This is a genomic window from Streptomyces sp. NPDC059455, assembly GCF_042750115.1.
GTDB lineage: Bacteria > Actinomycetota > Actinomycetes > Streptomycetales > Streptomycetaceae > Streptomyces > Streptomyces endocoffeicus.
Map to the genome: position 1 here is coordinate 31461 of NZ_JBHYVB010000013.1, position 24243 is coordinate 55703.

Genomic DNA, 24243 nt, shown 5'->3' on the forward strand with positions numbered 1-24243 from the left:
GTCTGATGGTAGGCCCCCCCCCCTCAACAAATATCACCCCTTTTTTTTTTTTGGCGGGGGCGCTTCGCGTGGCGTTCACTCCCCGGTCGCCCGGCCCGTCCGAGGTGCGAAGACTGAAAGCCGGAAGGGGCCCGCCCGCCCCCTCATCGCTTCCTTTCGACCCTCTCCCCAGGAGACAGCCATGCGCGTTATCACTCAGCACACCGTCGGCGACCCGTCCGTCCTCGACCTCGTCGAGGCCGACTGCCCGGAGCCGGGCTATGGGCAGGTGCTGATCAGGACCGGCGCGATCGGCGTCAACCCGGTCGACGGGCAGGTGCGCTCGGGGGAGTTGGCGATGCTCGGTGAGCCGCCGTTCACCGTCGGCTGGGACATCGCCGGGACCGTCGAGGCCGCCGGGCCCGGCGTGTCCGCCTTCGCTCCCGGTGACGGGTGCTGGGCATGCTCGCCCTTCCGGGGGCGGGCAACACCTACGCCGAGTGCGTCCTGGCCTCGGTCAACGAGATCGTCCACAAGCCCGCCGGTCTCACCATCGAGCAGGCGGCCGGTCTGCCGATGGCCGGTCTGACCGCCTGGCAGAGCCTGGTCGGCCTCGCCCGGATCCAGCCGGGGCAGCGTGTACTGGTGCACCGGGCCGCGGGCGGGGTGGGCCATCTGGCCGTGCAGATCGCCAAGGCCCGCGGCGCCCATGTGATCGGTACGGCGAGCGCGGCCAAGCACGACCTGCTGCGCGGTCTGGGCGTGGACCAGCCGATCGACTACCGCACCCGGGACTTCGCCGAGGCCCGCCCGGTGGATGTGGTGTTCGACCTGCTCGGAGGCGAGTACGGCGAACGCTCCGCCCGGCTCGTCACTCCCGGCGGGGTGCTGGTGAGTGCATGTCCCCAGGACACCGGTGTCACCCCCGATCTGATCACCCGGCTCGGTATCCGGCACGCCATCACCATCGTCAGCCCGTCCGCGCCCGACCTGGCCCAGCTGTCGGCTCTCGTGGCGACCGGACGGCTCACCGTCCACGTCGACCAGGTGCTGCCACTGGCCGAGGCCGCCAAGGCACACGAGATCGTCGCCACGGGCGCGGTCACCGGCAAGCTCGTCCTGGTGCCCTGACCGGAGCGGTCGCGCGGAGGTGGTCCCGAGGTCTGACCCCCATCCGCGCCCATGCGCCCCAAGACGGACGCCGTCGCGTGCCCCGGGCGGATGTGGCCGGGTGCGTGTGCGTGCCAGCCTCCGGGTGTCGGAGCAACCCCGAGCAACCCCGCACACAGGAGCCGCCCCCATGTCCACCAGCGCAGCGCCACTCGCCCCCTCCCCGCTCGCGACCTCCGCGCCCGTCCCACCGTGGGCGAGACGCGCGGCGGCCGCGGCCTTATGGGCATCCGCGCCGTCCGCGCTCTGGCGGTTCGCCGTGGTGCTCCGCGTCCCGCTGGGGCTCGCCGAGTCCGAGTACGACGCGATGCTCATCCCCGGCTGGGGGTATCTGGTCGTGCCGTTGCTGTCCGTGCTGCAGGAGGCGCTGGCCTTTCTGACGCTGGGGCTGGTGCGGCCGTGGGGCGAGGTGTGGCCGCGCTGGATTCCGGTCCTGCGCGGCCGCCGCGTCCCCGTACCCGCCGCGGTCGTACCGGCCGCGCTGGGCGCGCTCGGCTGCACGGTCTACGGTGTGCTCTTCACCTGGACGACGCTGCACTCCGATATGGAGATCACGCGGTGGGGGGAGTGGCTGATGAACGCCTGCTACGTGCCGCTGGTGGCGTGGGGGCAGCTGCTGGCGGCCGTCACCATGCACTACTACCGGCGCCGCACCCACGGCTGACCGGCAGCCGGGCGGTTACTGCTCTCCTTCGCCGCGTGGCTGGACGCGGAAGTCGAAGGCGAGGGTGCCGGGATCAAGCGCCGTGGCGCCACCGTCGACGGTGAGCGTCGCGCCGTTGACGTAGGACGCGGCGGGGGAGAGCAACCAGCTGATCGCTTCCGCGACCTCGCGCGGGTCGCCCGGTCGGCCCATGGGCAGGAGCCGGGTCGCCTCTTCGTAGGCGGCCTCCACGCTGCCGTCCTCCAGCCCCGCTTCCGTGGCGAAGCGCGCCATACGCCGGTCGGCCATCTCGGTGCGCACCCAGCTCGGGCACACGATGTTGGCCCGCAGTCCCTGGCGCCCGTAGTCCACGGCCAGGGAACGGCAGAGTTGCAGCAGGGCCGCCTTGGACGTCGCGTAGACGGCGTTGCCGCTGCCATTGCGCAGAGCGGCCACCGAGGCGACCGCGACCACCGCGCCGCGCGTCCGGAGCAGGTGGGGGATGGCCGCACGCAGGAGCAGCAGGGGGCCGGTGACGTTGATGCGCATCACCTCGTCCCAGTCCTCGAGCGACAGGTCCCCCACGGCTCCGCTGCGCCCGATGCCCGCGTTGAGCACGAGCCCGTCGAGTCGGCCATAGGAATCCAACGCCGCCTGGACGAGACCGGTGGCGGCCTCGGGATCGCCCACATCGGACGGATGGGCCAACGCCCCTGTCTCCTCCGCGATACGCCGCAGTGGTTCGGGCCGCCGCCCGGATATGACCACGTGGTGGCCCGCCTCGCGTAAGAGACGGGCGCCGGCGGCCCCGATGCCCGTTCCCCCACCCGTCACGATGACAACTCGCTGCTCTGCCATGCCCGTTCAAGCCTCCTGTCGCGACATCACTCAAGAGTGCTCGATCGTACGCGCCGCGCACCCGGCGGCTCAGGCGGCGACCGTGTCCCGGTAGCTGCCGAGCCTGCCCTTGTGGAAGACCAGGGGCTCCCCGGGCCCGGTGGACATGCGCAGTACGCGGGCGATGACGATGAGGTGGTCGCCGCCGTCGAGCTCCTGCTCCGGTTCGCAGTCGATCCAGGCGACGGCGCCGTTGACGCGCGGGGCGCCGTCGGGGGAGGGGTGCCAGGGCACATCGGCGAACTTGTCGCCGCTCTTGCGGGACAGCGACCGGCACACCGCGTCCTGTCCCTCGGCGAGGACGCTGGCGCTGAACCGGCCGCCGAGGCGGACCTTGGGCCAGCTGCCGGAGGTGCGGGCGATGCTGAAGGCGACCAGCGGAGGTTCGAGGGAGAGTGATGCGAAGGTGCCGACGATCAGGCCGACGGGCTGCGCCGAGGACGGCTCGACGCCTGTCACCGCCACCACACCGGTGGGCAGGTGGGACATGACGTGCCGGAAGTCCAGCTGGTCGATCCGGAGACCGGAGGTGGTGGGCGGGGCGGTGGTCATGGTGATGCTCCCTTCGATGTGGTGGAACGGATGAGAACGGCCGTGTGGTGGAACGGATGAGAACGGCCGCGTGGCGGAACGGATGCGATCGGCCGTCGGTGCGCCGACGGTCAGGCCAATGCGTTGACGTCAGGCCAGTGCGCCCACGGCGCCCGGCAGTTGGTCGCCCTCCCACCGCGCGGCGCGGATCGTGGAGGCCGGGTGGTCGGGCAGGGTGCGGCGCCGGCCCGCGCCGTAGAAGCTCTCGCGGAGGGTGGTGGCCCGCTCGTCGTAGGCGTCGCGGGCCAGGCCCTGCCGCCGCAGCTCCGGGAGCGCCAGCTCGATGAAGTCCTCCCAGCCGCCGGGCTTGGTCGTGTAGCTGAGGTTGAATCCGTCGAGGTCCGCCTCGTCCCGCCAGGTGCGCAGCTCGGCGGCGACGGTCCGCGGGGAGCCGACGATGACCGCGCCGGTGCCGCCGATGCCGATGAACTCGGCGATCTGCCGGGAGGTCCAGGTCCGGGTGGGGTCCGCCTTGGAGAACATCTCCACGACCGAACGCGAGCCGTCCACGTCCGCGTACTGGAGCGGCATGTCCGGGTCGAGCGTGCTCAGGTCGATCCCGGTCCAGCCCGCGTACCGGGCCAGCGCGCCCTCGTAGCTCACATTCGCCAGGTGCCGCTCGTACTTCTCCCGCGCCTGTGCGTCGGTGGGCGCGACGATCACGGTGATCAGGGCGAGGATCTTCACGCTCCTGGGGTCGCGGCCCGCCTGTGCGACCGCGGTCCGGATCCGGTCGACGCCGTGCCGGGTGAGCTCGGGCGTCATCGTGTTCACGAAGACCGCTTCGGCGTTCCGCGCGGCGAAGAGCAGGCCGCGCGAGGAGGCACCGGCCTGGAAGAGCATGGGGGTCCGCTGCGGCGACGGCTGGCACAGGTGGACGCCGGGGACCTCGAAGTAGGTGCCCTTGTGGCCGATGGGGTGGATGCGCCGCGGATCGAGATAGGCGCCGGCCTCCGCGTCGCGGATGACCGCGTCGTCCTGCCAGGAGCTCTCCCACAGCTTGTAGCAGACCTCCAGGTACTCGTCGGCCATGTCGTACCGCTTGTCGTGCGGGATCTGCGTACCGAGCCCGAGGTTGCGCGCGGCCGATTCGCTGTAGGAGGTGACGATGTTCCAGCCGACCCGGCCCGCCGTCAGATGGTCCAGCGTGCTGAACTTGCGGGCCAGCGCGTACGGCTGCTCGTACGTCAGGGACGCGGTGACGCCGAAGCCCAGGTGGCGGGTGACCGAAGCCATCGCCGAGACGATCAGAGCCGGATCGTTGATCGGGAACTGGGCGGCGTCGCGCATCGCGGCGTCGGGGGACCCGCCGTAGACATCGTGATATCCGACGGTGTCGGCGAAGAAGATGCCGTCGAAGCAGGCGTCCTCCAGCATCCGAGCCGTGTCGGTCCAGTAGTCCACGTCGGTGTAGCGCCGGCCCTCGTCCTCCGGGTGACGCCAGGAACCCGCGGTCAGATGGGCGGGAGCGGCGACGTCGAAGGCGAAGAACTTCAGCGGCTGATTGCTCATGCTGCGCTCCAGGGCGAGAGGCGGGGCCTTCCTGCGGTGGGAGTTCCGCAGAGCACCTGAGGTGGGGAGAGAGTAGGAGTAGGACCCCTGTGGCGTTCAGTATGCGAACGCGGCGTCCATATTCAGCATGCTGGAGTCTCGCGAGGGCCGGTGTCAACAGGCGGGCCCGACGCGGCATGTGCCCACGGCGGGGCGGAGTCGATAAATCGTCTACGGGGGCCCGGGGGCCCGGGAGTCCGGGAGTCCGGGAGTCCGGGAGCCCGGGAGGGCATGCCGGGGCCGTCGGCCCCGGGGGCGGGGCGTCCGGATCTACGGGGTGTCCGGCGGACCCGATGCCTTCCCCTCCCCGCCCCTTCCCGCTACCAGGGGCGAAGCCCCTGGACCCCGGGGGTCAGGGCGGAGCCCCACCACGCGGCGGAGCCGCATATCGATGCCGCGGGAAGGGGGTGGGGAGGGGGCGGCCCGCCGCAGGCGTCACGATCCGTCGGAGACCCCTAGGCGGACGGCGGGTCCTGCCAGAACGCCTCGGTCAGGCGGTCGACGATGGATCGCATCTCCTCGAGGGCCTCGGGGATCCGGTCCCGGCCGAACCGGTACCGGGGCCCGTCGAGGGCCAGGATCGCCACCAGGGTCCCGGACGAGTCGCGGATCGGGCGCGCCAGGGACAGCAGCTCTTCCTCGAGTTCGTTGTCGATGACGCCGAAGCCCTGCTCACGGACCTGCTCCAGATCCTTGAGCAGGGTCGCGCGATCGGTGATGGTGCGCGAGGCGTAGGGCTCCAGCCGCTCCGGCAGGAGCGCGAGCACCTGCTCCACGGGCATGTCCGCGAGCAGGACCTTGCCGGTGGAGCTGGCGTGCAGGGGGTAGTGCTCGCCGACCATGTTCCGCGGCACGATGCTGACCACGTGGGAGCCCGCGGCCTCGGCGATCAGCTCGACCCCGCCCCTGAGGTCCGGCACCGACAGGGTCACCGACTCGTTGAACCTGTCCGCCAGTTCCTGCAGCAGGGGCTGGGCGCGGGCGGCGAGGCCCGCGTTGGGGTCCGCGTAGCGGCCGAGCCGGGCCAGTTCCCAGCCCAGGATGTAGTTGTTGTCGACGCGGTCGACGAGCCCGCTCTGCTCCAGGCTGTACAGCAGGCGGAAGGCGGTAGGTCGCGAGATCCCCGCCGCCTTGGCGAGGGTGGTGACGGTGGCTCCGGACCGGGGCTGGGCCGCCAACTCGCGGAGCAGCCGGACGCCTTTGGTCACGGACTTGTTGGTCATGTCCGCCGGTCCGGACGCGTCGCTCATGGGGCCCTTTCGTCGTGCGGATCGTCATGCGGAGTCGTTCCGCGTGCGACCTTTCCCTCCACCGTACCGGCGGGCTGTTCGGGGAGTGAACGCCGTCACCGGGAGGAGCGGGGGTCGCGGCCGTGCGAGGCCTTGACAGCGGGGTGGCGTATGCGGCCCACTATCCGTACGCGCTGAAATGAACGTCGCGTTCACTTAGTGGACGCGCCTCGGAGTAGGGGCTCTACGAAGGAGGACTCACTTGCCCGGGCAGGCAGACGTCGTCGTCATCGGGGCCGGAGTCGCCGGCCTGATCACCGCTCGCGAACTCGGCCGGAAGGGAGCGCGGGTCGTCGTCCTCGAGGCACGCGACCGGATCGGCGGCCGGACCTGGACCGATCACCGGCTGGGGCGGGACCTGGAGATGGGCGGCACTTGGGTGCACTGGGTCCAGCCGCACGTCTGGGCGGAGATCACCCGCTATGGCCTGGAGATCACCCGTGGCCCCCGCTCGGAGGAGACCTACTGGCTCGCCGGAGACCAGGTGCGCCGCGGGACCCTGGACGACTTCATGCGGCTCATCGACCCGGGCATGACCCGGCTGCTGGAAGACACCATGAAGTGGATCCCCCGCCCGAACGCACCGCTGACCGTCCCACGGCTGGCCGACGTCGACCAGTTCAACCTCCAGGAGATGCTCGACGACCTCGAGCTGTCCATCGACGAGCGGAACGCCAACGAGGCCGCGTGGGTCGGCCACTTCAACGCCCCGCTCGACCAGTGCGCCTACATCAGCGCCCTGCGCTGGACCGCCGCCACCGCCGGGTCCTGGCACCTCATGCACGAGGCATCCGCGATCTTCCGGCTCACCGGCGGCACCCGGAGCCTGGTGGAGGCCATCGCCGCCGACGCGGAAGCCGACATCCGCCTGTCCGCACCGGTCCGTTCCCTCACCCACGACGCCCACGGCGCCGAGATCACCTACGGCGACGGACACACCATCACCGCCCGGCGTGTGGTGATCACCGTGCCGCAGAACGTCCTGCACCAGCTCGACATCGCCCCCGCGCTGCCGGACGGCAAGCTCCGCCCCAGCCTGGAGAAGACCGCCTCCCGCGGCGCCAAGGCGTGGATCCGGGTCCGCGGCCCCATCAAGCCCTTCTTCGCCTACTCCTCTCAAGCCCACCCCCTCGCCGTCGTACGCACCGAGTTCATCGGGGAGGACGACGCCGTGCTGGTCGCCTTCGGCCCGGACTCGACCCGGATCGACGTCAACGACCCACAGGCCATCGACGCGGCACTCAAGGTCTGGCGCGACGACCTCGAGGTGCTCGAGGCCGGCGGCCACGACTGGATGGCCGACCCCTACTCCCAGGAGACCTGGCTGATCCAGCAACCCCACCAACTCACCCGCTACCACCGCGCCCAGCAGGAGAACACCGGAGTCCTGCACTTCGCCAGCAGTGACTACGCGAACATCTGGGCCGGTTTCATCGACGGCGCCATCGAAAGCGGCACCCGAGTGGCCCGCCAGGTCCACATGGGCCTCCGGCGGACCGCGACCTGAACCAGTACTCCACGCGCCGCGGTGGCTCGCCGGCGGCGGCTTCGCGGATTCCCCGCACCGCATCCGGGGTCGAGAGCACGGGCTCGTCGCTCAACTCCTCGTCTTCCTGCTCAACCCGGTCGAGCAGGGGAGCGATCAGGCCGTAAAGGCGGCGCGCCCGCTCACGCGGGTCCAGCTTCGCGGCGAACTCATCGATGGTCTCCAGCAGTTCGGAGCACGTCGTCGCAGGTCGCCGAGGTTTCGCGGGATGAGACACCAAAAGGTGTCCATTGACAGCGGCTCTCGTGGTCACGACCATATGGGATATGCATTCGACGCATCCGGGCGTGCTCTGCCGCTACGTGGACTATCTGCGCACCTCCAGCGCCCTCTGTCGCTGAGCGGGTGGTCGCACCGCCCCCGGAGGCCGGTCATCCGTAGCTGACACCTCCTGCCACCGGCCCGGCCCGGAATTCCCCTCTCCCTCGGCACCGTGCGTTCCATGTGCGCGTGTGTCCGCCGCCCCTGCCGCGTACAACGCGCCCGCCCCGAAAGGCAATTGACCCATGCCCGCATCCGTTCCATCGCCCGCGTCGTCGGTCGAGTTCATCGGCATGATCGAGACCCAGGAGGTCTCCGAGACCCGGCCCGCCACCGGTCCGGCGATCGACCCGGAGTACACCACCCGCTTCGCCCGCGCCCACGAGGACGCGGGCTTTGACCGGATCCTCATCGGCTACAGCTCTCGTCGGCCCGACGGAACCCAGGTGGCCGCACATGTGGCGGCCCGCACCGAGCGGATCGGCCTGCTCATCGCCCACCGCCCCGGTTTCGTCGCCCCCACCCTCGCCGCGCGGGGCTTCGCCACCCTCGACCAGTTCACCGGCGGGCGCGTGGCCGTGCACACCATCACCGGTGGCAACGACGCGGAGCAGCGCAAGGACGGCGACTTCCTGGGCAAGGAGGAGCGCTACGAGCGCACCGACGAGTACCTGGGCATCCTGCGGCGTGCCTGGTCCTCCGCCGAGCCGTTCAGCCACGAGGGCCGCCACTACCGGTTGGAGGACTACTCCTCCCAGGTCCTGCCGCACCGGACCACCGGCATCCCGCTGTATTTCGGCGGCTCCTCCGAGGCCGCCTACCGGGTGGGTGGCAAACACGCCGACACCTTCGCGCTGTGGGGCGAACCGCTCGCGGAGACCGCCGAGCAGATCGCCTCCGTACGCGCCGCCGCGGCGGCCGCCGGACGTGCCGAGGCGCCCGGGATCAGCGTGTCCTTCCGCCCGATCCTGGCGGCCACCGAGGAGCTGGCCTGGGAACGGGCCCACCGCGTCCTGGACACCCTCAGGACCGGGACCGGACGCCCGTTCTTCCACCAGCAGAGCGGTGAGCGCGCACCCCAGAACGCCGGATCACAGCGGCTCCTCGCGGCCGCCGCCAGGGCCGACCGCCACGACCGGGCGCTGTGGACCCCCACCGCCACCGCCACCGGCGCGGGCGGCAACACCACCGCCCTCGTCGGCACCCCGGAGACGGTCGCCCGGGCATTGCTGGACTATGTGGACATCGGCGCCACCACCCTGCTCATCCGTGGCTACGACCCGCTCGACGACGCCATCGACTACGGCCGCCATCTGATCCCCCTCGTACGCCAGGAACTCGCCCACCGCGCCGCCACCACCCCGGCCGCCCTGCCCGGGTGAAACGCTCCGCGACAATGGAACGGCAATGGTGTGCGGCGGAGTACGCCGCGGACGCTGGAGGAATCCTGTGCCGCTGACCTCAAAACCCCTGCGCAAGCTGGGCTTCTTGACCATTGGGCTGTTCGACGAGGCCGACCCCCGCCGGGGCCATGAGTCGACGCTCGAGATCATCGAACTGGGCGAACGGCTGGGTTTCGACAGCGCCTGGGTGCGCCACCGCCATCTGCAATACGGCATCTCCTCTCCGACGGCCGTTCTGGCGGCGGTTTCGCAGCGCACCAGCCGCATCGAACTGGGCACGGCCGTCATCCCCATGGGATGGGAGAATCCGCTGCGGCTGGCCGAGGACCTGGCGACGGTCGACATCCTGTCCGGGGGCCGCCTCAACCCGGGGGTCAGCGTCGGTCCGCCGAACCACTACGACCAGGTCAAGGGCGCGCTCCACCCCGATACCGCCGACGCCGAGAACTTCGGCCACGAGCGGGTGCGACGGCTGCTGGACTGCGTACGCGGCGAACGGGTCACCGACTTCAGGGGTGTCGAGGGCTTCGAGGTGTTCTCCGACCGAGTCCAGCCGCACGCCCCTGGGCTCGGCCGCCGCATGTGGTACGGCGGTGGCAGCCTGCGGTCGGCCCAGTGGGCCGGTGAGCACGGAATGAACCTGCTCACCAGCAGTGTGGTGAAGGCGGAGGAGTCGGAGGACTTCGCCGAGATCCAGCTCTCGCACATCCGGACCTTCCGCGCCCACCACCCCGACGGCGACCGTGCCCGTGTCTCCCAGGAGCTCGTCGTCGTCCCCACCGACACCGCGTCACCGGAGCAGCGCGCGAAGTACGAGCGCTACGCCCAGCAGCGGCTGCCGCGTACCGCCACGCCTCAGGGTCCGGCGCGGATGATGTTCGCGCCCGATCTCGTCGGCACCTCCGAGGACATCGCCGAACGGCTCACCTCGCACGCCGCGTTCCGGGAGGTCGAGGAGGTGGCGTTCGCGCTGCCCTTCACCTTCGACCACGAGGACTACGTCCAGATCCTCACCGACATCGCCACCGAACTGGCCCCGGCACTGGGCTGGCAACCGGCCCCGTAGCGTTTACGAGGGTTTCGCGGGTTCCGCGGGCTTCGTCGGCTTCGACTCGGGCCCGTGGCCGTGGGTATGAGAGTGCCCGCGCCCGTGAGTGTGCCCGTGGCCATGCGCGTGTCCGTGGCCATGCCCGGCTCCCTCGGACGGCGCGGGCAACGGGTCCCCGGCGCGCAACGGCGCCGCCTCGTATCTGCCCTCGTGGGCGACGATCGGCCGCCGGTCGCCCGCGAGTTCGGGGTACCTCTCCTCCAGCTTCTGCCGGGACTCGGCGGTGCGCCGCATGGCGGTGACGTAGTCGCGGTCGCCGCGATAGGTCCCCTTCCAGGTCTGCGGCATCCGCTCCGGGGGCGGTGGCACGGCGGCGGTGCCGCCGAGCGCGAAGCTGCTGGGGATCTTGCGGGTCGCGGTCCCGCACTCCGGGCAGTTCGGCAGCGGGGCCGTGAACGACTGGATCACCTCGAAGCGGTGCCCGGTCTCGCAGGCGAGTTCATAGATGGCCATCGGTTCTCCTCACCAGAGCGACAGCGAGCGGTCGAAGATCCCGGCGAGGTCGTCCTCGGTGACCTCGCGCGGGGCGGTGGCCAGCAGCCGCTGCTGCTTCATGGCGCCGTCCACCAGTGCGGGGATGTCGCCCTTGTCGTAGCCGACACCACCGATGCCGTCGGGCATGCCGATGTCACGCATCAACCGCTGGATCGCGGTGGGCAGATACTCGGCCGCGTCGGCGGGGCGATCCATCCCCGGGGCGAGGAGTTCCGCCGCCCGCAGATGCCGTTCGGGCTGGGCGCTGAAGGTGAAGCGGAACGCCTCCGGCGCGGTGAGCGAGACGGCCATCCCGTGCGGCACCATCGGCTCGTGTGCGGGGTAGCCGGCCGGGTGGAAGTCCTTCACCCGCCCGGCGATCGGGTAGGCGTTGGCGTGCGGGATGTGCACACCCGCGTTGCCGAAGCCCAGACCGGCGAAGGTGGCGGCCAGGGCCATCTCGGAACGCGCCTCGGGATCGTCCCCATCGCGGACCGCGGTACGGAAGGACCGCGCCAGCAGGTGCAGCGCTCGCTCCGACCACGCGTCGGAGATGGGGTTGGCGCCGCAGTACGGCACCCGCTGCTCGGGGTGTTTGCGCGGGTAGGTGTCGTACGGGCGGGCCGTGTAGCTCTCCAGCGCGTGGCAGAGGATGTCCATGCCGCTGGCGGCGGTCACCCCGGCGGGCAGGGTGAAGGTCAGGTCCGGGTCGATGACCGCGAGCGTGGGCCGCAGCCGGGCGTGGCTGATGCCGGTCTTCACCTTCAGCTCCAGCACGTCGAGCACGCAGATGGTGGTGGACTCCGAGCCGGTTCCGGTGGTGGTGGGGACCGCGACCAGCGGTTTGAGCGGGTGCTCGGGCGCCAGCGCCCTGCCCACGGGCGCGTTGATGTAGTCCATCAGTGTGCCGGGGTTGGTGCTGAGCAGGTTGACGGCCTTGGCGGTGTCGATGCTGGAGCCGCCGCCCACCGCGACGAAGGCGTCCCACGGGCCCGACGCCCGCGCGTGGTCGACCGCCTCCCGCAGACTGATATCGGTGGGCTCCACGTGCACGCCGTCGAAGACATGGGCCTCGATGCCGAACGCGGTCATCCGTTCGGCGATGCGGTGTGGTGCGCCGGTGGCGGCCACCCCGGCGTCGGTGATCACGAGGACCCGGCGGACCCCGTGCTGGGAGAGGTCGAAGCCGATCTCGTCGGATGCTCCCGGCCCGAACTTCAGCGCCGGGGCGCCGTAGGTGAACACGGACTCGGGTCGGGCCGGAACGGTGCTGCTCATACGCGTCCCTCCTGGGGATCGGAGTAGGTCCCGGCGGCGCGGCGAGCCGGGCTCGGAGCGCCGGCCGGGTCCGGACGATCAAGCGTAGAAGCCATCGGGAGCGAGCCGCATCGAGCGCAGCTGCTCGGCGTCGTGGCCGAAGACGACGGTGGCGTCCGACCGCTCGGCGATGCCGCGGATCTTCTCCACCGAGGCATACCAGGCGGTCAGGTCGTTGACGATGGCGGCGGGGGTGGCCGGCGGGCCGTAGGAGTCACCCATGTAGACGGCGTCCGAGGTGAACAGCATCGTCCCGGTCTCCGGCAGGTCCACCTTCATCGACATGGTGCCGGGGGTGTGCCCGGGGGCCTCGATGAGGGTGACACCGGGCAGGATCTCGGTGTCGCCGCTGACGGTGTCGAAGTCACCCGCCGCGTAGTCCGTCTTGAGGTGGGCACCGTTGAAGGCGCCCTCGAAGCCGAAGGCGAACTCCTTCTCCTTCTCGTGGCACACCAGCCGCGCGCCGGTGCCGGTGAACATGCCGATGTTCCCGGCGTGGTCGAAGTGCAGATGGGACAGGACCAGATAGTCGATGTCCTGCGGCTGGACGCCGAGCTGGCCGAGCCGCGCGTCGAGGTACTCCTCCTCGCTCACCTGGTCGTAGGGGAAGTACTCCTGCAGGCCGGTCGGGGCCCAGCGGGTCTCCCAGTCGCGGGGGCAGCTGGTGTCCCACAGCAGCGTCCCCTCGGGAGTCTCCACCAGCACGCAGTGGGTGGTGCAGGAGTACCACTCCGGGGGCCGCTCGTGCTCGGTGCGCGTCCGCATCGTACGGCCGGCCTTGAGCAGCAGCCACGTCAGATCGCAGCTCATCGCTCCGCAGCTCAGGACGTGGACCTTGTTCGCGGTCTTCGCGGTCATAGTGCTTCACCTCCGGTGGGACGGCCGCCGCCCGAGGGCCGGGCGGCGGTTATGCATGAAGGGGTCCAGGGGTATCCGGCGGATCGCGCGGCGGAGCCGCATATCGATGCGCGGGGAGAGGAGCAGCCCACCGCAAGGGGGCGCGATCCATCGGACATCCCTAGGGGGACTTCGTGTGATCGGGCTGGAGGTCGCACCCCCGGGATTCGCGGACGATGAGTGCGCACACCAGCCCGACGAGCGCCGCGCCCGCCCAGATGGAGGCGATCGGCCAGGAGGCGCCGTCGGCCGCGCTGACCAGGGCGCCCGCCACGAGCGGCACGAACCCCGCCACCACACCGCCGAGTTGATAGCCGATCGAGGTACCGGTGTAGCGGACGTCCGCGGGGAACAGCTCCGCGTACATCGCCGCCGTGGGCGCGTACATCCCCGCGTGTGCCACGGCGAGCGCGAGCAGCATGGCCAGCCAGGTGAGCCCGGTCTGCCCGGTGGCCAGCAGCCAGAAGAACGGGAAGGCGAGCACGGCCGCGAATCCGGCGGCGCCCAGGAACACCGGGCGCCGCCCCCAGCGGTCCGACAGCGCGCCGAAGCAGGGCACCGCCAGCCCCTCGGCCACCGCCGCGATGAGCATCCCGGTCAGCAGCACACCCCGCGACAGATCGAGCTGCGAGGAGCCGTAGGACAGCACGAAGACCGAGACGATGTAGAAGGGGACACCGGCCGAGATGTACATGCCGATGGTGAGGGCGATCGCCTTCCAGTGGTGGCGGAACGCCTCCGTGGCCGGCATTTTGCGCGCCTGCCCCGACGCCTTCACCTGGGCGAACGTCTGGGTCTCGGTGATGCGCGAGCGGAGGAACAGCCCGACCGCGATCAGCACGACGCTGAGCAGGAAGGGGATGCGCCAGCCCCAGGCGAGGAGGTCGTCATCGGGCAGCGTGGAGACCGCCGCGAACACGGTCGACGACAGCACCAGCCCCAGCGGCACCCCCATCTGCGGCAGGCTCCCGTAGAACCCCCGCCGGTCGCGTGGCGAGGACTCCACGACCATCGTCACCGCGCCGCCCCACTCGCCACCGACGGCGAACCCCTGGAGGAAGCGCAGCGTGACCAGCAGGACGGGCGCCCAGAGGCCGATGGTCTGGTATCCCGGCAGCAGGCCGACGACGACGGTCGCCGCGCCCATCAGGAACAGCGTCAGCATGAGCGCGTTCTTGCGCCCTACGCGGTCCCCGAAGTGTCCGAAGATCACTCCGCCGAGCGGGCGGGCGATGAAGCCGACCGCGAAGGTGCCGAACGACGCCAGGGTGCCGGCCGTCGGTGAGAAGTCGGGAAAGAACTCCGTGCCGAAGACCAGCGCCGCGGCGAGGCCGTAGATGTAGAAGTCGTACCACTCGATCGTGGTGCCGATCATTCCGGCCAGGGCCGTTCTGCGGATGGCCGCCTGGGATGCCCGGTGATGTCCTTCGGCTCTGGTGTCGGGTGCCGCGTCGGTGACGGGGATATGGCTCATTGCGGGTGCGCTGCTCTCGTTCTTGGGGAGTCGGGTGAACCCTCTGGCGGGGTCAGAGGGTTGGCACCAGGCCGCCGTCACACCGGAGGGCGGTGCCCGTGATGTACGCGGCCTGGGCGCTGCACAGAAACGCGGCGGCGGCGCCGAACTCATCGGGTTCGCCGTAGCGCCCGGCCGGGATCGTGGCCTTGGACGCGGCTTCGATCTCGTCCAGCGGCTGTCCGGTGCGCTGGGCGGCGGCCTCGTCGATCTGCCGGGCCCGCGGGGTGGCGATGCGCCCGGGGAGCAGGGAGTTGACCGTCACGCCCTGTGCGGCCACCTCGGCGGCGAGGGTTTTGAGATACCCGGCGAGCGCCGCCCGTCCGAGGTTGGACAGCGAGAGGTTCGGCAGGGGCGCCTGGACGCTCGTCGAGCTGATGCTCAGGATGCGGCCCCAGCCCTTCTCGACCATGGCCGGCAGGGTGCCCCGCACCAGGATCTCCTGGGGGGTGACCAGCGTGGCGATGGCCTGTGCGACCCCGGCGGTGTCGGTGGCGCGGGCCGGTCCCGGCGCGGGGCCGGGCCCGTTCAGTACGAGGATGTCGAGGTCGCCGACGGCCTCGCGAGCGGCCGTGAGGAGCCGCTCGGCGCCGCCGTCCGCGACCAGGTCACAGCCCACGCCGACCGCGCCCGGCAGCTCGCCCGCCACCTCCTTGGCGCGCTCGGCCGTCCGGCCGGTGATCACGACGTTGACCCCTTCTTCCGCCAGGGCCCGGGCGGTCGCCCGGCCGAGACCGGACGTGGATGCGCAGATGAGAGCGGTTTTGCCTGCCAGACCGAGTTGCATGGCACCTTTCCTTTTCGGTTTGCACCGTCTTAAATATTAGACGCTGTCTTATATGCAAACCAGATGGTGCCCATGGGGGAGTGATGCGTCAAGGCTTGACGCACGTCGAAGTCGAGAGTCAGACTCCGATTTCTCGGACACCGTCCAAAATCTCGTCACTGGTCGAACGGCCATTGACACCCGCACATCGAGAGGCATGACCGTGACCGTCACCCAGCCCCCAGTGCCGTCCGCAGCCCCGAAGCGGCCTCGCGTGGCGCGGCAGCGACCCCGGTGGTCCGAGCTCCGCGAGGTTCTGCAAGTCCGCCGGCCGACCCTCAACCCGGTCGAGCGGCGGCTCGGGGCCGCGCTGAGCATCCGCGATCTCCGTAAGGTGGCGGTGCGTACGACACCGCGCGCGGTGTTCGACTACGTGGACGGCGCGGCCGACGCGGAGCTGACCGCGCGGCGGAACAGGGCGGCCTTCGCGGCGGTCGAACTCGTGCCGGAGTATCTGTCGCCGGTCGACCATCCGGACCTGTCCACGCGGGTGTTCGACCGGGAGATCGCGATGCCGCTGATCTTCGCGCCGACCGGATACACCCGGATGATGCACCACGAGGGCGAGGCGGCGGTCGCGCGCGTGGCCGCCCGCCACGGCCTGCCGTACACGCTGTCCACCGTGGGCACCTCGACCGTCGAGGACGTCGCCGCGGCGGCCCCCGGCGGCGAACACTGGTTCCAGCTCTATCTGACCCGCGACGAGCGCCTCAACGCGGAACTCCTCGACCGCGCGCTCGCGGCCGGATTCACCACCGTGGTCCTCACCGTGGACACACCCGTGGCGGGCCGCCACCTCAAGGACATGCGCAACGGCCTCACCATCCCGCCGTCGCTCACCCTGCGGACGCTGTTCGGCATGGCCCGCTACCCGTCCTGGGTGCTCAACAAGCTGACCACGGCCCCGATCACGTTCGCGTCGCTGCGCAGCATGACCGGCGAGCCGGATGTGATCGACGCCGTACGGGTGGCCGACGTGGTCTTCGAACCGACGCTGAACTACGACCATCTGGCGTGGCTGCGCGCCAACTGGCCGCATCGGCTGCTGGTCAAGGGCGTCCTCAACCCGCGTGACGCGCGCCGCGCCATCGAGACGGGCGCGGACGGTGTGGTCGTGTCCAACCACGGCGGACGGCAGCTCGACCGCACCCCGGCCACCCTCACGGTGCTGCCCGGGATACGCGAGGAGCTCGGCCCCGACGCCACGGTGATCCTCGACAGCGGCGTCACCCATGGCCAGGACATCCTCGCCGCGCGGGCACTCGGGGCGGACGCGGTCATGATCGGCCGCGCCTATCTGTACGGCCTGATGGCCGGTGGCGAGCGGGGCGTGGAGCGCGCCGTCACGATCCTGCGCGAGGAGTACTCACGCAGCCTGCAACTGCTCGGACTGAAGGCGAGTGACGCCATCGCGCGGCATCACGTGCGGATGCCGTGAGCGGCCGTATGAGGTGCGCGGCCGTATGAGGTGAGTGGCCGTATGCCGTGAGCGGTGTGGGAACGGCAGAGGGCCCGCCGGGGGAGGCGGGCCCTCTGGTCCCGGCTCAGGAGACCCGCTGGGGAACGCTCAGCGGGTTCGCGTCGCGCAGTGCGGGCGGCAGCAGGTGCTGCGGCACGCCCTGATACGCGACCGGCCGCAGGAACCGGTGGATGGCCTCGGTGCCGACCGAGGTCGTGGCCGGTGCCGTGGTGGCCGGGTAGGGGCCGCCGTGCTGCTGGGCGTAGGTGACCGACACGCCCGTGGGCCACTGGTTCCACAGCACACGTCCGGCCTTGGCGGCCAGCAGCCTGATCAACTCCGCGGCGACGGTGTCGTCGTCCTCGCCCTGTATGGACGCGGTGAGCTGTCCGTCGATGGCCTTCGCCACCTCGAGCAGTTCGCTCTCCTCCGCGTACTCCACGATCAGCGCGGTCGGCCCGAACACCTCCCGGATGAGCGTCTCCGGGTCGCGGAGCAGGTCGGCCGAGGTCGTGCACAGCACCGTCGGGGACGGATCGGCGCCGTCGTGGTCGCCACTCACCAGGACGCGCACCCCGGCCGTGTCGCGCAACTCCCGCAGCACACTCGCGTAGGAGGTCCGGATGCGCTCGTTGAGCAACGTGAGCGGCGTGTCCGGGACCGCGCCGGGCAGCTCGTCCGCCAGCTTGGCCGACGCCGGGACCAGCAGGATGCCGGGCTTGGTGCAGAACTGCCCGGCGCCGAGGGTGAACGACCCGACGAACTCGGAGAGGATCGTGGCCCCGCGCCGTTCGGCGGCGGCCTCCGTCACGAAGACCGGGTTGACGCTGCCGAGCTCACCGAAGAACGGGATGGGCTCCGGACGTCCACTTGCGAGGTCGAAGAGCGCCCGGCCCGCCTCGGTCGATCCGGTGAACGCGCCCGCCTTCACCCGCGGATCCACGATCGCCTTTCGGCCCGCCTCCGTCCCGAAGACCACGTCGAAGAGCCCCTCGGGCGCGCCGCTGGACCGCAGCGCCCGCTGCACCACCTCCGCCGTGGCGGCCGAGAGCCGGGGGTGGCCGGAGTGGGCCTTGACCACGACCGGGCAGCCCGCCGCGAGCGCCGAGGCGGTGTCCCCGCCCGCCACGCTGAACGCGAACGGGAAGTTGCTCGCGGAGAAGACGACGACCGGGCCGAGCGGTTCGAGCACCCGGCGCAGATCGGGCCGCGGGCCCATCGGCCACGCGGGGTCGGCACGGTCGATCGTCGCCCCGAGGTATTCGCCCCGCGTCACCGCCTCGGCGAAGAGCCGGAGCTGGAACACCGTACGGACCATCTCGTTGCGCAGCCGGGTCTCCCCGAGGGACGTCTCCTCGTCCGCGATGGCCACCAGCTTCGGTGCGGCCTCCTCGAGCGCGGACGCGATGGCTTCGAGGAACGGGGCGCGGTCGGCCGGCTGGAGGCGGCTCCACTGCTCGAACGCGCCTGTGGCGGCATCGAGTTTCCGCACCAGCTCCAGCGCGTTTGTCGCATCGGTCATCAGGCGTGCTCCCTTATGGTGTCTTAAATATGAGATGTAATCTCACTCTCAAGACACGGTTGCATGCGTCGGCGCCTCCGTCAACGTGCTTGACGGCCGCCGAGACGGGCTCACATGCTCAACCCGTAAGACAATGTCTGAAGTTTCGTACACGGTGGACAGAGTGAGGCGTGGCTCCATGAAGGCAGCAGTACTGCACCGGCCCGGTGCGCCGTTGACCGTCGAGGACGTCGAGCTCGACGCCCCCGGACCGGGCGAGGTCACCCTCCGTGTGCTCGCCGCCGGGGTGTGCCACAGCGATCTGCACTACATGAACGGCGACCTCAACGTCCGCCTGCCCGCGGTGCTCGGGCACGAGGGGACGGGCGTCGTGGAGCGGGTGGGGGAGGGGGTGACCCGGGTCCGCCCCGGCGACACCGTCATCACGCTGTGGCGCCCGCGGTGTGGTGACTGCGAGTTCTGCACCACCGGCCGCCCCGCCCTGTGCGCGCTGGGCCGGGTGCAGGCGGCCTCCGGCGGTCTGCTCGACGGGACGTCACGGCTGAACCTGAACGGCGAGAAGCTGCACCACCTCATGGGGGTCTCCTGCTTCGCCGAGCGATGCGTCGTGTCCGAACGGTCGGTCCTCACGATCGATCCGGACGTTCCGCCGGAGATCGCGGCGATCACCGGATGTGCCGTGGTGACCGGGGCCGGCGCCGCGCTGAACGTCATGAAGGACGCCACCGGAGAGGGCGTCGTGGTCATCGGCGCCGGTGGCGTCGGGCTGAGTGCGGTGATGGGGCTGCGCCTCGTCGGAGCCGATCCGATCGTCGCCGTCGACACGGTGGACGCCAAGCTGGAGAAGGCACTTGAGCTGGGCGCCACCCATGCGGTCAACGTCCGCACGCACAGCCTCGTCGAAGAGCTCACCAGGATCTCGCCGCGTCCGATGGCCTGGTCGCTGGACGCGGTCGGCAGGCCCGAGACACTCGCCCAGGCGGTCGAGGTCGTGGGCACCGGCGGGACCGCCGTCGCCGTCGGCCTCGGCAAGGTGGGCGCCACCGCGGCCGTGCCCGTCAACCCCCTGGTGCAGCAGGAGAAGCGGCTGATCGGCAGCCTCTACGGCTCGGCCAACACACCGGTCGACATCCCGAAGCTCGTCGAGCTCTTCAAGACCGGCCGACTGCCGCTCGACAAGCTGCTCGGTGAACGGTACGAGCTGTCGGCGGTCAACGAGGCGTACGAGGCGCTGGCGCAGGGAGCCACCGGCCGTGCGGTGATCGTTCCCGGTCCTAAACTGTGAGTGCGGACCGGCCCGCGAACGGACCCGGTGGCAGGGGAGAATGATGAACAAGGAACTGGTCGCAGAACTGAGCCGACGGCTGTGGCAGGCGGGTAACCAGGCGGGTAACGGAGCCACCGCGGTCGACTCGGCCGCAGTGGATTCGGCGGCAGTGGACTCGGCCATGGCCGATCAGCTCGATGGCCTCGAGTTGGCCTACGCCGTCCAGGGCGCCACCCACGACCTGGCGATCGCGGCCGGTGAGCGGGCGATCGGCTACAAGGTCGGCCTCACGGCGCGGCCCGCGCGGGAGACCTTCGGCGCCGATGAGCCCGCCGCCGGCTACCTGCTCGCGAGCAGGCTGCTCGGGGACGGCGAGCCCCTCGCCACGGCCGGGCTGTTCGCCCCGCTGGCGGAAGTGGAGGTCGCCTTCACCCTCGGCGAGGCGCTGCCCGGTCCGCGGGTGACCGCTAGGGACGTCCGCGACGCCACCGCCGCCGTGGCACCGGCCTTCGAGATCGTCGACAGCCGGTGGCGCGGCGGCGCGCGAACGCTCCCCATGCTCGTCGCCGACAACACCAACGCCGCTCGCGCGATGGTGGGCCCCGCGGTCGCGCCGTCGGCGGCCATGGACCTGTCGAAGATCGCCGCCACGCTGACGATCGGCTCCCGTACGGTGCCGGGGAGCGCGGCCGCCGTGATGGGCGACCCCGCCGAGGCGGTGGCATGGCTCGCCCGACATCTGCTGCGTGATGGCAGGCGGCTGGAGGCCGGGGACATCGTGCTGAGCGGCACCCTGTGCGCACCGACGGCGATCAGTGCGGGCGATCGCCTGGTGGCCGACCTCGGTGAGCTGGGCCGGATCGCCCTCGACGTCAACTGACCACCAGGGGCTGGGGCCAGGACGTATGTGGCCCCAGCCGGTGTGTGTGGGTGCGTCAGCGCAGCACACGGTCCGCGGCGAGGACGCGGGGCGTCTCGGCCAGCAGGGCGCGCAGCCGGTCCGCGGACAGCGGGGCGCCCGGGTCCGCGGGGGGCCGGGTCCGGAACGTGCCGCTGGACCTGATCTCCTCGGCCATCTTGGCCTTGGCGGCGTTCAGCGCGTCGATGTCGGCGAAGTAGGGCGCCACGTAGGCGGCGGTGTCCGGCTCGAAGCGCCAGCTCTGGGCCAGGGGGCCCGCGTCGACGGTGTCGAAGCCCAGTCGGTCGATCAGGGCGGCGGCGCTCGCCCTCGCCTCCGGGTCGTCACCGGCGATCGGCAGGGCGCTGCGGTCGGCGGCTCCCGTTGGGCGGGCGAGCACCGGGATGTGCCCGTCGTTGATGTTGTTGAACGCCTTGACGAGCTTCGCGCCGGTCAGGTGTCGCTGGACGAGCTCGCTGGTGGTGGTCTTGCCCGAGTCGAGCTCCTCGAAGTCCCCGTCGCGGAACGGGTAGTAGTTGATCGTGTCGAGCACGACCTTGCCCGCCAGCGCGGCGGCCGGGAGCCGGCGGTAGGCCGCCAGCGGGATGCTCACCATCACCCAGTCGCCCGCCCGGGCCGCCTCCTCGGGTGTCGCGGCGCGGGCGCGCTCCCCGAGCTCGGCGACGGTCTGGGCCAGGGTCTCGGGCCCGCGGGAATTGGACAGGACGACGTCGATGCCCGCCGCGATCGCGAGCCGGGCCAGTTTCGTGCCGATGTGGCCGCTGCCGATGAAGCCAAGCGTTGCCATGAAAGAGGTCTCCTCATCTGACGGATCTGTGGTTCGCGGGCGCTTCTGTCTCAGGTCTCAGGTCTCAGGTCTCAGGTCTCGGGGCTCAGGTCTCGGATCCGGGCCCCGGGCCCGGCGCGGGGGGGGACAGGCGCGCGCGGGGCGGGGGCCCGCGAACCACCGAAACCGGAGCGGGTGCTCCCCTTGAAGGTAACACAACCGGAGCACGTGCTCCGCAACATCCGGAGCGACTGCTCCGTAAAGCCGCCTGTACGCTGAATGCCGTGACCAGCGCCGACCAGTCCACGCCCACGCAGCCCCCCGCCAGGCGCGCCCGCCGGGCGGACGCCGAGCGCAACCGCGCCGCGATCATCGAGGCGGCCGGTGTGGTCTTCGCCGAGCAGGGCTGCGCCGTCGACGTCCGCGAGATCGCCCGGCGCAGCGGCGTCGGCATGGGCACGCTCTACCGCCACTTCCCGGCCAAGGACGATCTGCTTGTCACCGTCCTGGAGCTGGAATTCACCTCCTGGCTCACCGCCGCCCACGAGGCGGCGGCCGCGACCGAGGACCCCTGGGAGGCCCTGACCGGCTTCTTCGAACAGACCCTCACCCACCAGGCCCGCAATCGCGCCCTCGTCGAGAGCTACACCGCCACCGGCGCCCCCTCGCGCGTATGCGCCCGGCACCGCGACGCCTTCATCGACGAACTGCGCACCCGCTGTGCGGACGCCGGACTCCTCCGCGACGGCGTCACCACCGCCGACCTCGTCCTGCTCAGCACCTCCCTGAGCCAGGCCGTGCAGGCGACCGACGACAGCCACCCCGGCCAGTGGCGCCGCCTCCTGCGTATCTCCCTCGACGGCCTCAGCAGCCGCAACACCGAGCCACTGCCCGAGCCGACGCCCCACACGGGCGCCGGGGCATAGTGTCTGATATTTTGGACACCGTCTGCGGAAATGCGTTCCGCTGAAACGTGTGCTGGGAGGCCATCGTGGCGCGTCTCACCGCTCCGGCACTTCGCCGGGGTCTGGACATCCTGGAACTGCTCATCGACCAGGACGAGGGGCTACGGGTTCCGGAGATCACCCAACACCTCGGCCTGCCCCGTGCCACCACGCACGAACTCGTCAACACGCTGGCCGACCGCGGCTATGTGACGATCGCCAAGGAGACCGGACGCGTCGCGATAGGGCTCAGCGCCCTGCGTCTAGGCGCCGGCTACGAACGCGGGCTCGACCTCGCCACCGTGGGCCGGGAGTGCGCCGGCGAGGTGGCGCGGGCATGCGGCGAAACGGTCCAGGTCGTCGTGCGGGACGGTGGATTCGCGGTGTTCGTCGTGCGCATCGACAGCAAGTACTCGGTCCGGCTGGTGTCCCAGGTGGGAAGCCGTCTGCCCGCCTCTTGCACCGCGGGCGGAAAGGCCCTGCTGAGCGCCCTCTCGGCGCGGGAACTCGATGAGCTGTTCCCGAACGACAAGGCGCTGAAGCAGATGACCTCCAACAGCATCTCCACACGCAAGCGGCTGCTGTCCGAGATCGAAACGGCCCGTGAGCGCGGCTGGACCGAGGAGTTCTGCGAGTCCAACGACCACGCGGCCTGCGTCGCCGCCCCGGTACACGACCGCCTCGGCAACTGCGTGGCGGCCATGAGCATCTCGGTGCCCACCCCGCGATGGGGCGACGCGGAAAAGGAGCACTACGTCGAGCTGGTCCTGGGCGGTGCGAAGGCCATGGCGCGACGCCTGGGGGCGAGCGTGCCGTCGTAGGCGGATGAGCCCCGCGCGATGGGGCATCCTCCCGTCGTACGGGCCATCCTCCCGTCGCACGGGCCTGCTTCGGGACGGGTCCCGGAGGAGGGCGCGGACCCTGGTGGGTGTGTGTGCGTGCCCGCGCGCGTGTCGAGAATCGCCCGAACCGAGGAGACCGCCGATGCCCCTCTCCGCCAGCCTCGCGCGCGGAGTCGCGCCCAGCACGCCCGGCATGCTGCACGCCCGCACGGTGACCGGCGACCTCAGCGCCCCGCCCCGGCCGGGGCTGACGGTCCGCTTCGGGCGGGGCGAGAAGCCGGATGTGGATCTGGGTGTCGGTGTGGACGACCTTCGGGTGAGCCGGCGCCACGGTGAGCTGACGTATCGCCAGGGGCAGTGGTGGCTGCGGAATACCGGGCGGCAGCTCGTCCGGCTGCCGCGCGGCACGATGATGCACCTCAGCACCGAGCCGATCCCGCTCGACACCGGCTACACCCCGCTGTTCGTCAAGGGCTCCGGCTACCGTGAGCACCTGGTCGAGCTGTATGTGGCGGGGCACGACGACCAGGGGCCGGTGTCGCGGCGGCGCGCCGAGACGCTTCGGCCGGAGATCTGGCCGCTCGACGACGACGAACGGCTGCTGCTGGTCGTCCTCGGCCAGCGGTATCTGCTGTACGAGGAGGATCCGCGTCCGCTGACGTACGCCACGGCGGCCAAGCAGCTCATTTACCTCCGCCCGGGCGCGGGCTGGAACGAGCGCAAGATCGAGTATCGGGTCGAGGCCGTACGCCGCCGTCTGCACAGCACCGGCTTCAGATACCCGGTGATGCACGACAAGTCGCAGGGCCGCCCCGCCGACAACGGGCTGCTGCACAACCTGCTCAAGGGGCTGGTGGAGTCCACCACGCTCGTACCGCCCGATCTGGACCTCATCGAGGACGACGCCCTCTGGCCCGATTCCGCGCCCGAGACGTAGCCCGAGCCACTCCGCGCTGCCCGCCGCAGTGTTTGGTGCACGCACAAGACAAACCACCGGCGACAAAAGTGGGGGCACCCAGAAACGAAGGAGACCCAAAAAAATGTTATATAGGAAGGGAG

Annotated in this window: 23 protein-coding genes; 12 read left to right on the forward strand and 11 right to left on the reverse strand. The window is 70.9% G+C overall.

Going from position 1 to position 24243, the window contains the following annotated elements; translation table 11 throughout:
- Positions 1-181: 181 nt before the first annotated feature.
- The 3 genes from ACFXB5_RS06630 to ACFXB5_RS06640 all read left to right on the forward strand — a co-directional run bounded on the left by ACFXB5_RS06630 (position 182) and on the right by ACFXB5_RS06640 (position 1813).
- Positions 182-568, forward strand: coding sequence for an alcohol dehydrogenase catalytic domain-containing protein (locus tag ACFXB5_RS06630; protein WP_385203225.1), 387 nt, complete (start codon positions 182-184; stop codon positions 566-568).
- Positions 556-1110 carry an NADP-dependent oxidoreductase gene (locus tag ACFXB5_RS06635; RefSeq protein WP_385203418.1) on the forward strand — a complete coding sequence of 185 codons (555 nt, stop codon included), beginning with the start codon at positions 556-558 and terminating at the stop codon, positions 1108-1110. Before ACFXB5_RS06630 ends, ACFXB5_RS06635 begins: the two co-directional genes overlap by 13 nt.
- Before the next feature lie 169 nt (positions 1111-1279).
- Complete coding sequence (locus ACFXB5_RS06640; RefSeq protein WP_385203228.1) at positions 1280-1813, forward strand: hypothetical protein; 534 nt, start codon at positions 1280-1282, stop codon at positions 1811-1813.
- Positions 1814-1828: 15 nt separating this feature from the next.
- Here the strand turns inward: ACFXB5_RS06640 and ACFXB5_RS06645 are convergent, their stop codons facing one another.
- The 4 genes from ACFXB5_RS06645 to ACFXB5_RS06660 form a co-directional block, all read right to left on the reverse strand.
- On the reverse strand, positions 1829-2650 hold the full coding sequence (locus ACFXB5_RS06645; protein WP_385203231.1) for an SDR family NAD(P)-dependent oxidoreductase: 822 nt from the start codon (positions 2648-2650) through the stop codon (positions 1829-1831).
- A 69-nt stretch (positions 2651-2719) separates the two neighbouring features.
- On the reverse strand, positions 2720-3241 hold the full coding sequence (locus ACFXB5_RS06650; RefSeq protein WP_385203234.1) for a flavin reductase family protein: 522 nt from the start codon (positions 3239-3241) through the stop codon (positions 2720-2722).
- A gap of 129 nt (positions 3242-3370) precedes the next feature.
- Positions 3371-4792, reverse strand: a complete 1422-nt coding sequence (locus ACFXB5_RS06655; RefSeq protein WP_385203236.1) for an LLM class flavin-dependent oxidoreductase — start codon at positions 4790-4792, stop codon at positions 3371-3373.
- Between the two features lie 494 nt (positions 4793-5286).
- Positions 5287-6081 (reverse strand): IclR family transcriptional regulator, encoded by a 795-nt coding sequence (locus ACFXB5_RS06660; protein WP_385203239.1) that lies wholly within the window; start codon positions 6079-6081, stop codon positions 5287-5289.
- 241 nt (positions 6082-6322) lie between these two features.
- Between ACFXB5_RS06660 and ACFXB5_RS06665 the strand changes: the two genes are divergently transcribed.
- The 3 genes from ACFXB5_RS06665 to ACFXB5_RS06675 all read left to right on the forward strand — a co-directional run bounded on the left by ACFXB5_RS06665 (position 6323) and on the right by ACFXB5_RS06675 (position 10396).
- On the forward strand, positions 6323-7627 hold the full coding sequence (locus ACFXB5_RS06665; RefSeq protein ID WP_385203242.1) for a flavin monoamine oxidase family protein: 1305 nt from the start codon (positions 6323-6325) through the stop codon (positions 7625-7627).
- A 545-nt stretch (positions 7628-8172) separates the two neighbouring features.
- A complete protein-coding gene (locus tag ACFXB5_RS06670; protein WP_385203245.1) occupies positions 8173-9309 on the forward strand; it encodes an LLM class flavin-dependent oxidoreductase in 1137 nt (378 codons plus the stop codon).
- 67 nt (positions 9310-9376) lie between these two features.
- On the forward strand, positions 9377-10396 hold the full coding sequence (locus tag ACFXB5_RS06675) for an LLM class flavin-dependent oxidoreductase (protein ID WP_385203248.1): 1020 nt from the start codon (positions 9377-9379) through the stop codon (positions 10394-10396).
- Between the two features lie 3 nt (positions 10397-10399).
- On the opposite strand, the gene ACFXB5_RS06680 is transcribed toward ACFXB5_RS06675, so the two are convergent.
- From ACFXB5_RS06680 to ACFXB5_RS06700, 5 genes are all read right to left on the reverse strand, one after another.
- Positions 10400-10891, reverse strand: coding sequence for an FmdB family zinc ribbon protein (locus ACFXB5_RS06680; protein ID WP_385203251.1), 492 nt, complete (start codon positions 10889-10891; stop codon positions 10400-10402).
- Between the two features lie 9 nt (positions 10892-10900).
- Positions 10901-12190: a hydroxyacid-oxoacid transhydrogenase gene (locus ACFXB5_RS06685; protein WP_385203254.1), complete on the reverse strand. Its 1290-nt coding sequence runs from the start codon at positions 12188-12190 to the stop codon at positions 10901-10903.
- Positions 12191-12268: 78 nt separating this feature from the next.
- Positions 12269-13087 (reverse strand): N-acyl homoserine lactonase family protein, encoded by an 819-nt coding sequence (locus tag ACFXB5_RS06690; RefSeq protein WP_385203257.1) that lies wholly within the window; start codon positions 13085-13087, stop codon positions 12269-12271.
- Positions 13088-13247: 160 nt separating this feature from the next.
- On the reverse strand, positions 13248-14600 hold the full coding sequence (locus ACFXB5_RS06695; protein WP_385203260.1) for an MFS transporter: 1353 nt from the start codon (positions 14598-14600) through the stop codon (positions 13248-13250).
- 52 nt (positions 14601-14652) lie between these two features.
- Positions 14653-15426 carry an SDR family oxidoreductase gene (locus ACFXB5_RS06700; RefSeq protein WP_385203263.1) on the reverse strand — a complete coding sequence of 258 codons (774 nt, stop codon included), beginning with the start codon at positions 15424-15426 and terminating at the stop codon, positions 14653-14655.
- A gap of 196 nt (positions 15427-15622) precedes the next feature.
- Between ACFXB5_RS06700 and ACFXB5_RS06705 the strand changes: the two genes are divergently transcribed.
- Complete coding sequence (locus tag ACFXB5_RS06705; RefSeq protein WP_385203266.1) at positions 15623-16903, forward strand: alpha-hydroxy acid oxidase; 1281 nt, start codon at positions 15623-15625, stop codon at positions 16901-16903.
- Between the two features lie 106 nt (positions 16904-17009).
- On the opposite strand, the gene ACFXB5_RS06710 is transcribed toward ACFXB5_RS06705, so the two are convergent.
- Complete coding sequence (locus ACFXB5_RS06710; RefSeq protein ID WP_385203269.1) at positions 17010-18446, reverse strand: aldehyde dehydrogenase (NADP(+)); 1437 nt, start codon at positions 18444-18446, stop codon at positions 17010-17012.
- A gap of 178 nt (positions 18447-18624) precedes the next feature.
- Here ACFXB5_RS06710 and ACFXB5_RS06715 point away from each other — a divergent pair, with 178 nt between their 5' ends.
- The gene (locus ACFXB5_RS06715; protein WP_385203273.1) at positions 18625-19731 is read left to right on the forward strand and encodes a zinc-binding dehydrogenase; all 1107 of its coding nucleotides are present in this window, start codon (positions 18625-18627) and stop codon (positions 19729-19731) included.
- 40 nt (positions 19732-19771) lie between these two features.
- Positions 19772-20593 carry a 2-keto-4-pentenoate hydratase gene (locus ACFXB5_RS06720; RefSeq protein ID WP_385203275.1) on the forward strand — a complete coding sequence of 274 codons (822 nt, stop codon included), beginning with the start codon at positions 19772-19774 and terminating at the stop codon, positions 20591-20593.
- A gap of 55 nt (positions 20594-20648) precedes the next feature.
- Here ACFXB5_RS06720 and ACFXB5_RS06725 read toward each other — a convergent pair whose 3' ends face one another.
- Positions 20649-21419, reverse strand: coding sequence for an NADPH-dependent F420 reductase (locus tag ACFXB5_RS06725; protein WP_385203278.1), 771 nt, complete (start codon positions 21417-21419; stop codon positions 20649-20651).
- Between the two features lie 263 nt (positions 21420-21682).
- On the opposite strand from ACFXB5_RS06725, the gene ACFXB5_RS06730 reads away from it, so the two are divergent.
- The 3 genes from ACFXB5_RS06730 to ACFXB5_RS06740 all read left to right on the forward strand — a co-directional run bounded on the left by ACFXB5_RS06730 (position 21683) and on the right by ACFXB5_RS06740 (position 24121).
- Positions 21683-22324 (forward strand): TetR/AcrR family transcriptional regulator, encoded by a 642-nt coding sequence (locus tag ACFXB5_RS06730; RefSeq protein ID WP_385203281.1) that lies wholly within the window; start codon positions 21683-21685, stop codon positions 22322-22324.
- 65 nt (positions 22325-22389) lie between these two features.
- The gene (locus ACFXB5_RS06735) at positions 22390-23163 is read left to right on the forward strand and encodes an IclR family transcriptional regulator (RefSeq protein WP_385203283.1); all 774 of its coding nucleotides are present in this window, start codon (positions 22390-22392) and stop codon (positions 23161-23163) included.
- A gap of 163 nt (positions 23164-23326) precedes the next feature.
- A complete protein-coding gene (locus tag ACFXB5_RS06740) occupies positions 23327-24121 on the forward strand; it encodes an FHA domain-containing protein (protein ID WP_385203286.1) in 795 nt (264 codons plus the stop codon).
- The last annotated feature ends 122 nt before the right edge of the window (positions 24122-24243 follow it).

What these genes read in the sequence shown, in the direction of transcription:
- ACFXB5_RS06695 (WP_385203260.1), bottom strand. Translation starts at nt 14,600, where the DNA reads ATGAGCCATATCCCCGTCACCGACGCGGCACCCGACACCAGAGCCGAA.
- ACFXB5_RS06645 (WP_385203231.1), bottom strand. Translation starts at nt 2,650, where the DNA reads ATGGCAGAGCAGCGAGTTGTCATCGTGACGGGTGGGGGAACGGGCATC.
- ACFXB5_RS06670 (WP_385203245.1), top strand. Translation starts at nt 8,173, where the DNA reads ATGCCCGCATCCGTTCCATCGCCCGCGTCGTCGGTCGAGTTCATCGGC.
- ACFXB5_RS06705 (WP_385203266.1), top strand. Translation starts at nt 15,623, where the DNA reads ATGACCGTGACCGTCACCCAGCCCCCAGTGCCGTCCGCAGCCCCGAAG.
- ACFXB5_RS06690 (WP_385203257.1), bottom strand. Translation starts at nt 13,087, where the DNA reads ATGACCGCGAAGACCGCGAACAAGGTCCACGTCCTGAGCTGCGGAGCG.
- ACFXB5_RS06660 (WP_385203239.1), bottom strand. Translation starts at nt 6,081, where the DNA reads ATGAGCGACGCGTCCGGACCGGCGGACATGACCAACAAGTCCGTGACC.
- ACFXB5_RS06700 (WP_385203263.1), bottom strand. Translation starts at nt 15,426, where the DNA reads ATGCAACTCGGTCTGGCAGGCAAAACCGCTCTCATCTGCGCATCCACG.
- ACFXB5_RS06630 (WP_385203225.1), top strand. Translation starts at nt 182, where the DNA reads ATGCGCGTTATCACTCAGCACACCGTCGGCGACCCGTCCGTCCTCGAC.
- ACFXB5_RS06710 (WP_385203269.1), bottom strand. Translation starts at nt 18,446, where the DNA reads ATGACCGATGCGACAAACGCGCTGGAGCTGGTGCGGAAACTCGATGCC.
- ACFXB5_RS06650 (WP_385203234.1), bottom strand. Translation starts at nt 3,241, where the DNA reads ATGACCACCGCCCCGCCCACCACCTCCGGTCTCCGGATCGACCAGCTG.
- ACFXB5_RS06715 (WP_385203273.1), top strand. Translation starts at nt 18,625, where the DNA reads ATGAAGGCAGCAGTACTGCACCGGCCCGGTGCGCCGTTGACCGTCGAG.
- ACFXB5_RS06740 (WP_385203286.1), top strand. Translation starts at nt 23,327, where the DNA reads ATGCCCCTCTCCGCCAGCCTCGCGCGCGGAGTCGCGCCCAGCACGCCC.
- ACFXB5_RS06640 (WP_385203228.1), top strand. Translation starts at nt 1,280, where the DNA reads ATGTCCACCAGCGCAGCGCCACTCGCCCCCTCCCCGCTCGCGACCTCC.
- ACFXB5_RS06635 (WP_385203418.1), top strand. Translation starts at nt 556, where the DNA reads ATGGCCGGTCTGACCGCCTGGCAGAGCCTGGTCGGCCTCGCCCGGATC.
- ACFXB5_RS06680 (WP_385203251.1), bottom strand. Translation starts at nt 10,891, where the DNA reads ATGGCCATCTATGAACTCGCCTGCGAGACCGGGCACCGCTTCGAGGTG.
- ACFXB5_RS06725 (WP_385203278.1), bottom strand. Translation starts at nt 21,419, where the DNA reads ATGGCAACGCTTGGCTTCATCGGCAGCGGCCACATCGGCACGAAACTG.
- ACFXB5_RS06720 (WP_385203275.1), top strand. Translation starts at nt 19,772, where the DNA reads ATGATGAACAAGGAACTGGTCGCAGAACTGAGCCGACGGCTGTGGCAG.
- ACFXB5_RS06655 (WP_385203236.1), bottom strand. Translation starts at nt 4,792, where the DNA reads ATGAGCAATCAGCCGCTGAAGTTCTTCGCCTTCGACGTCGCCGCTCCC.
- ACFXB5_RS06685 (WP_385203254.1), bottom strand. Translation starts at nt 12,190, where the DNA reads ATGAGCAGCACCGTTCCGGCCCGACCCGAGTCCGTGTTCACCTACGGC.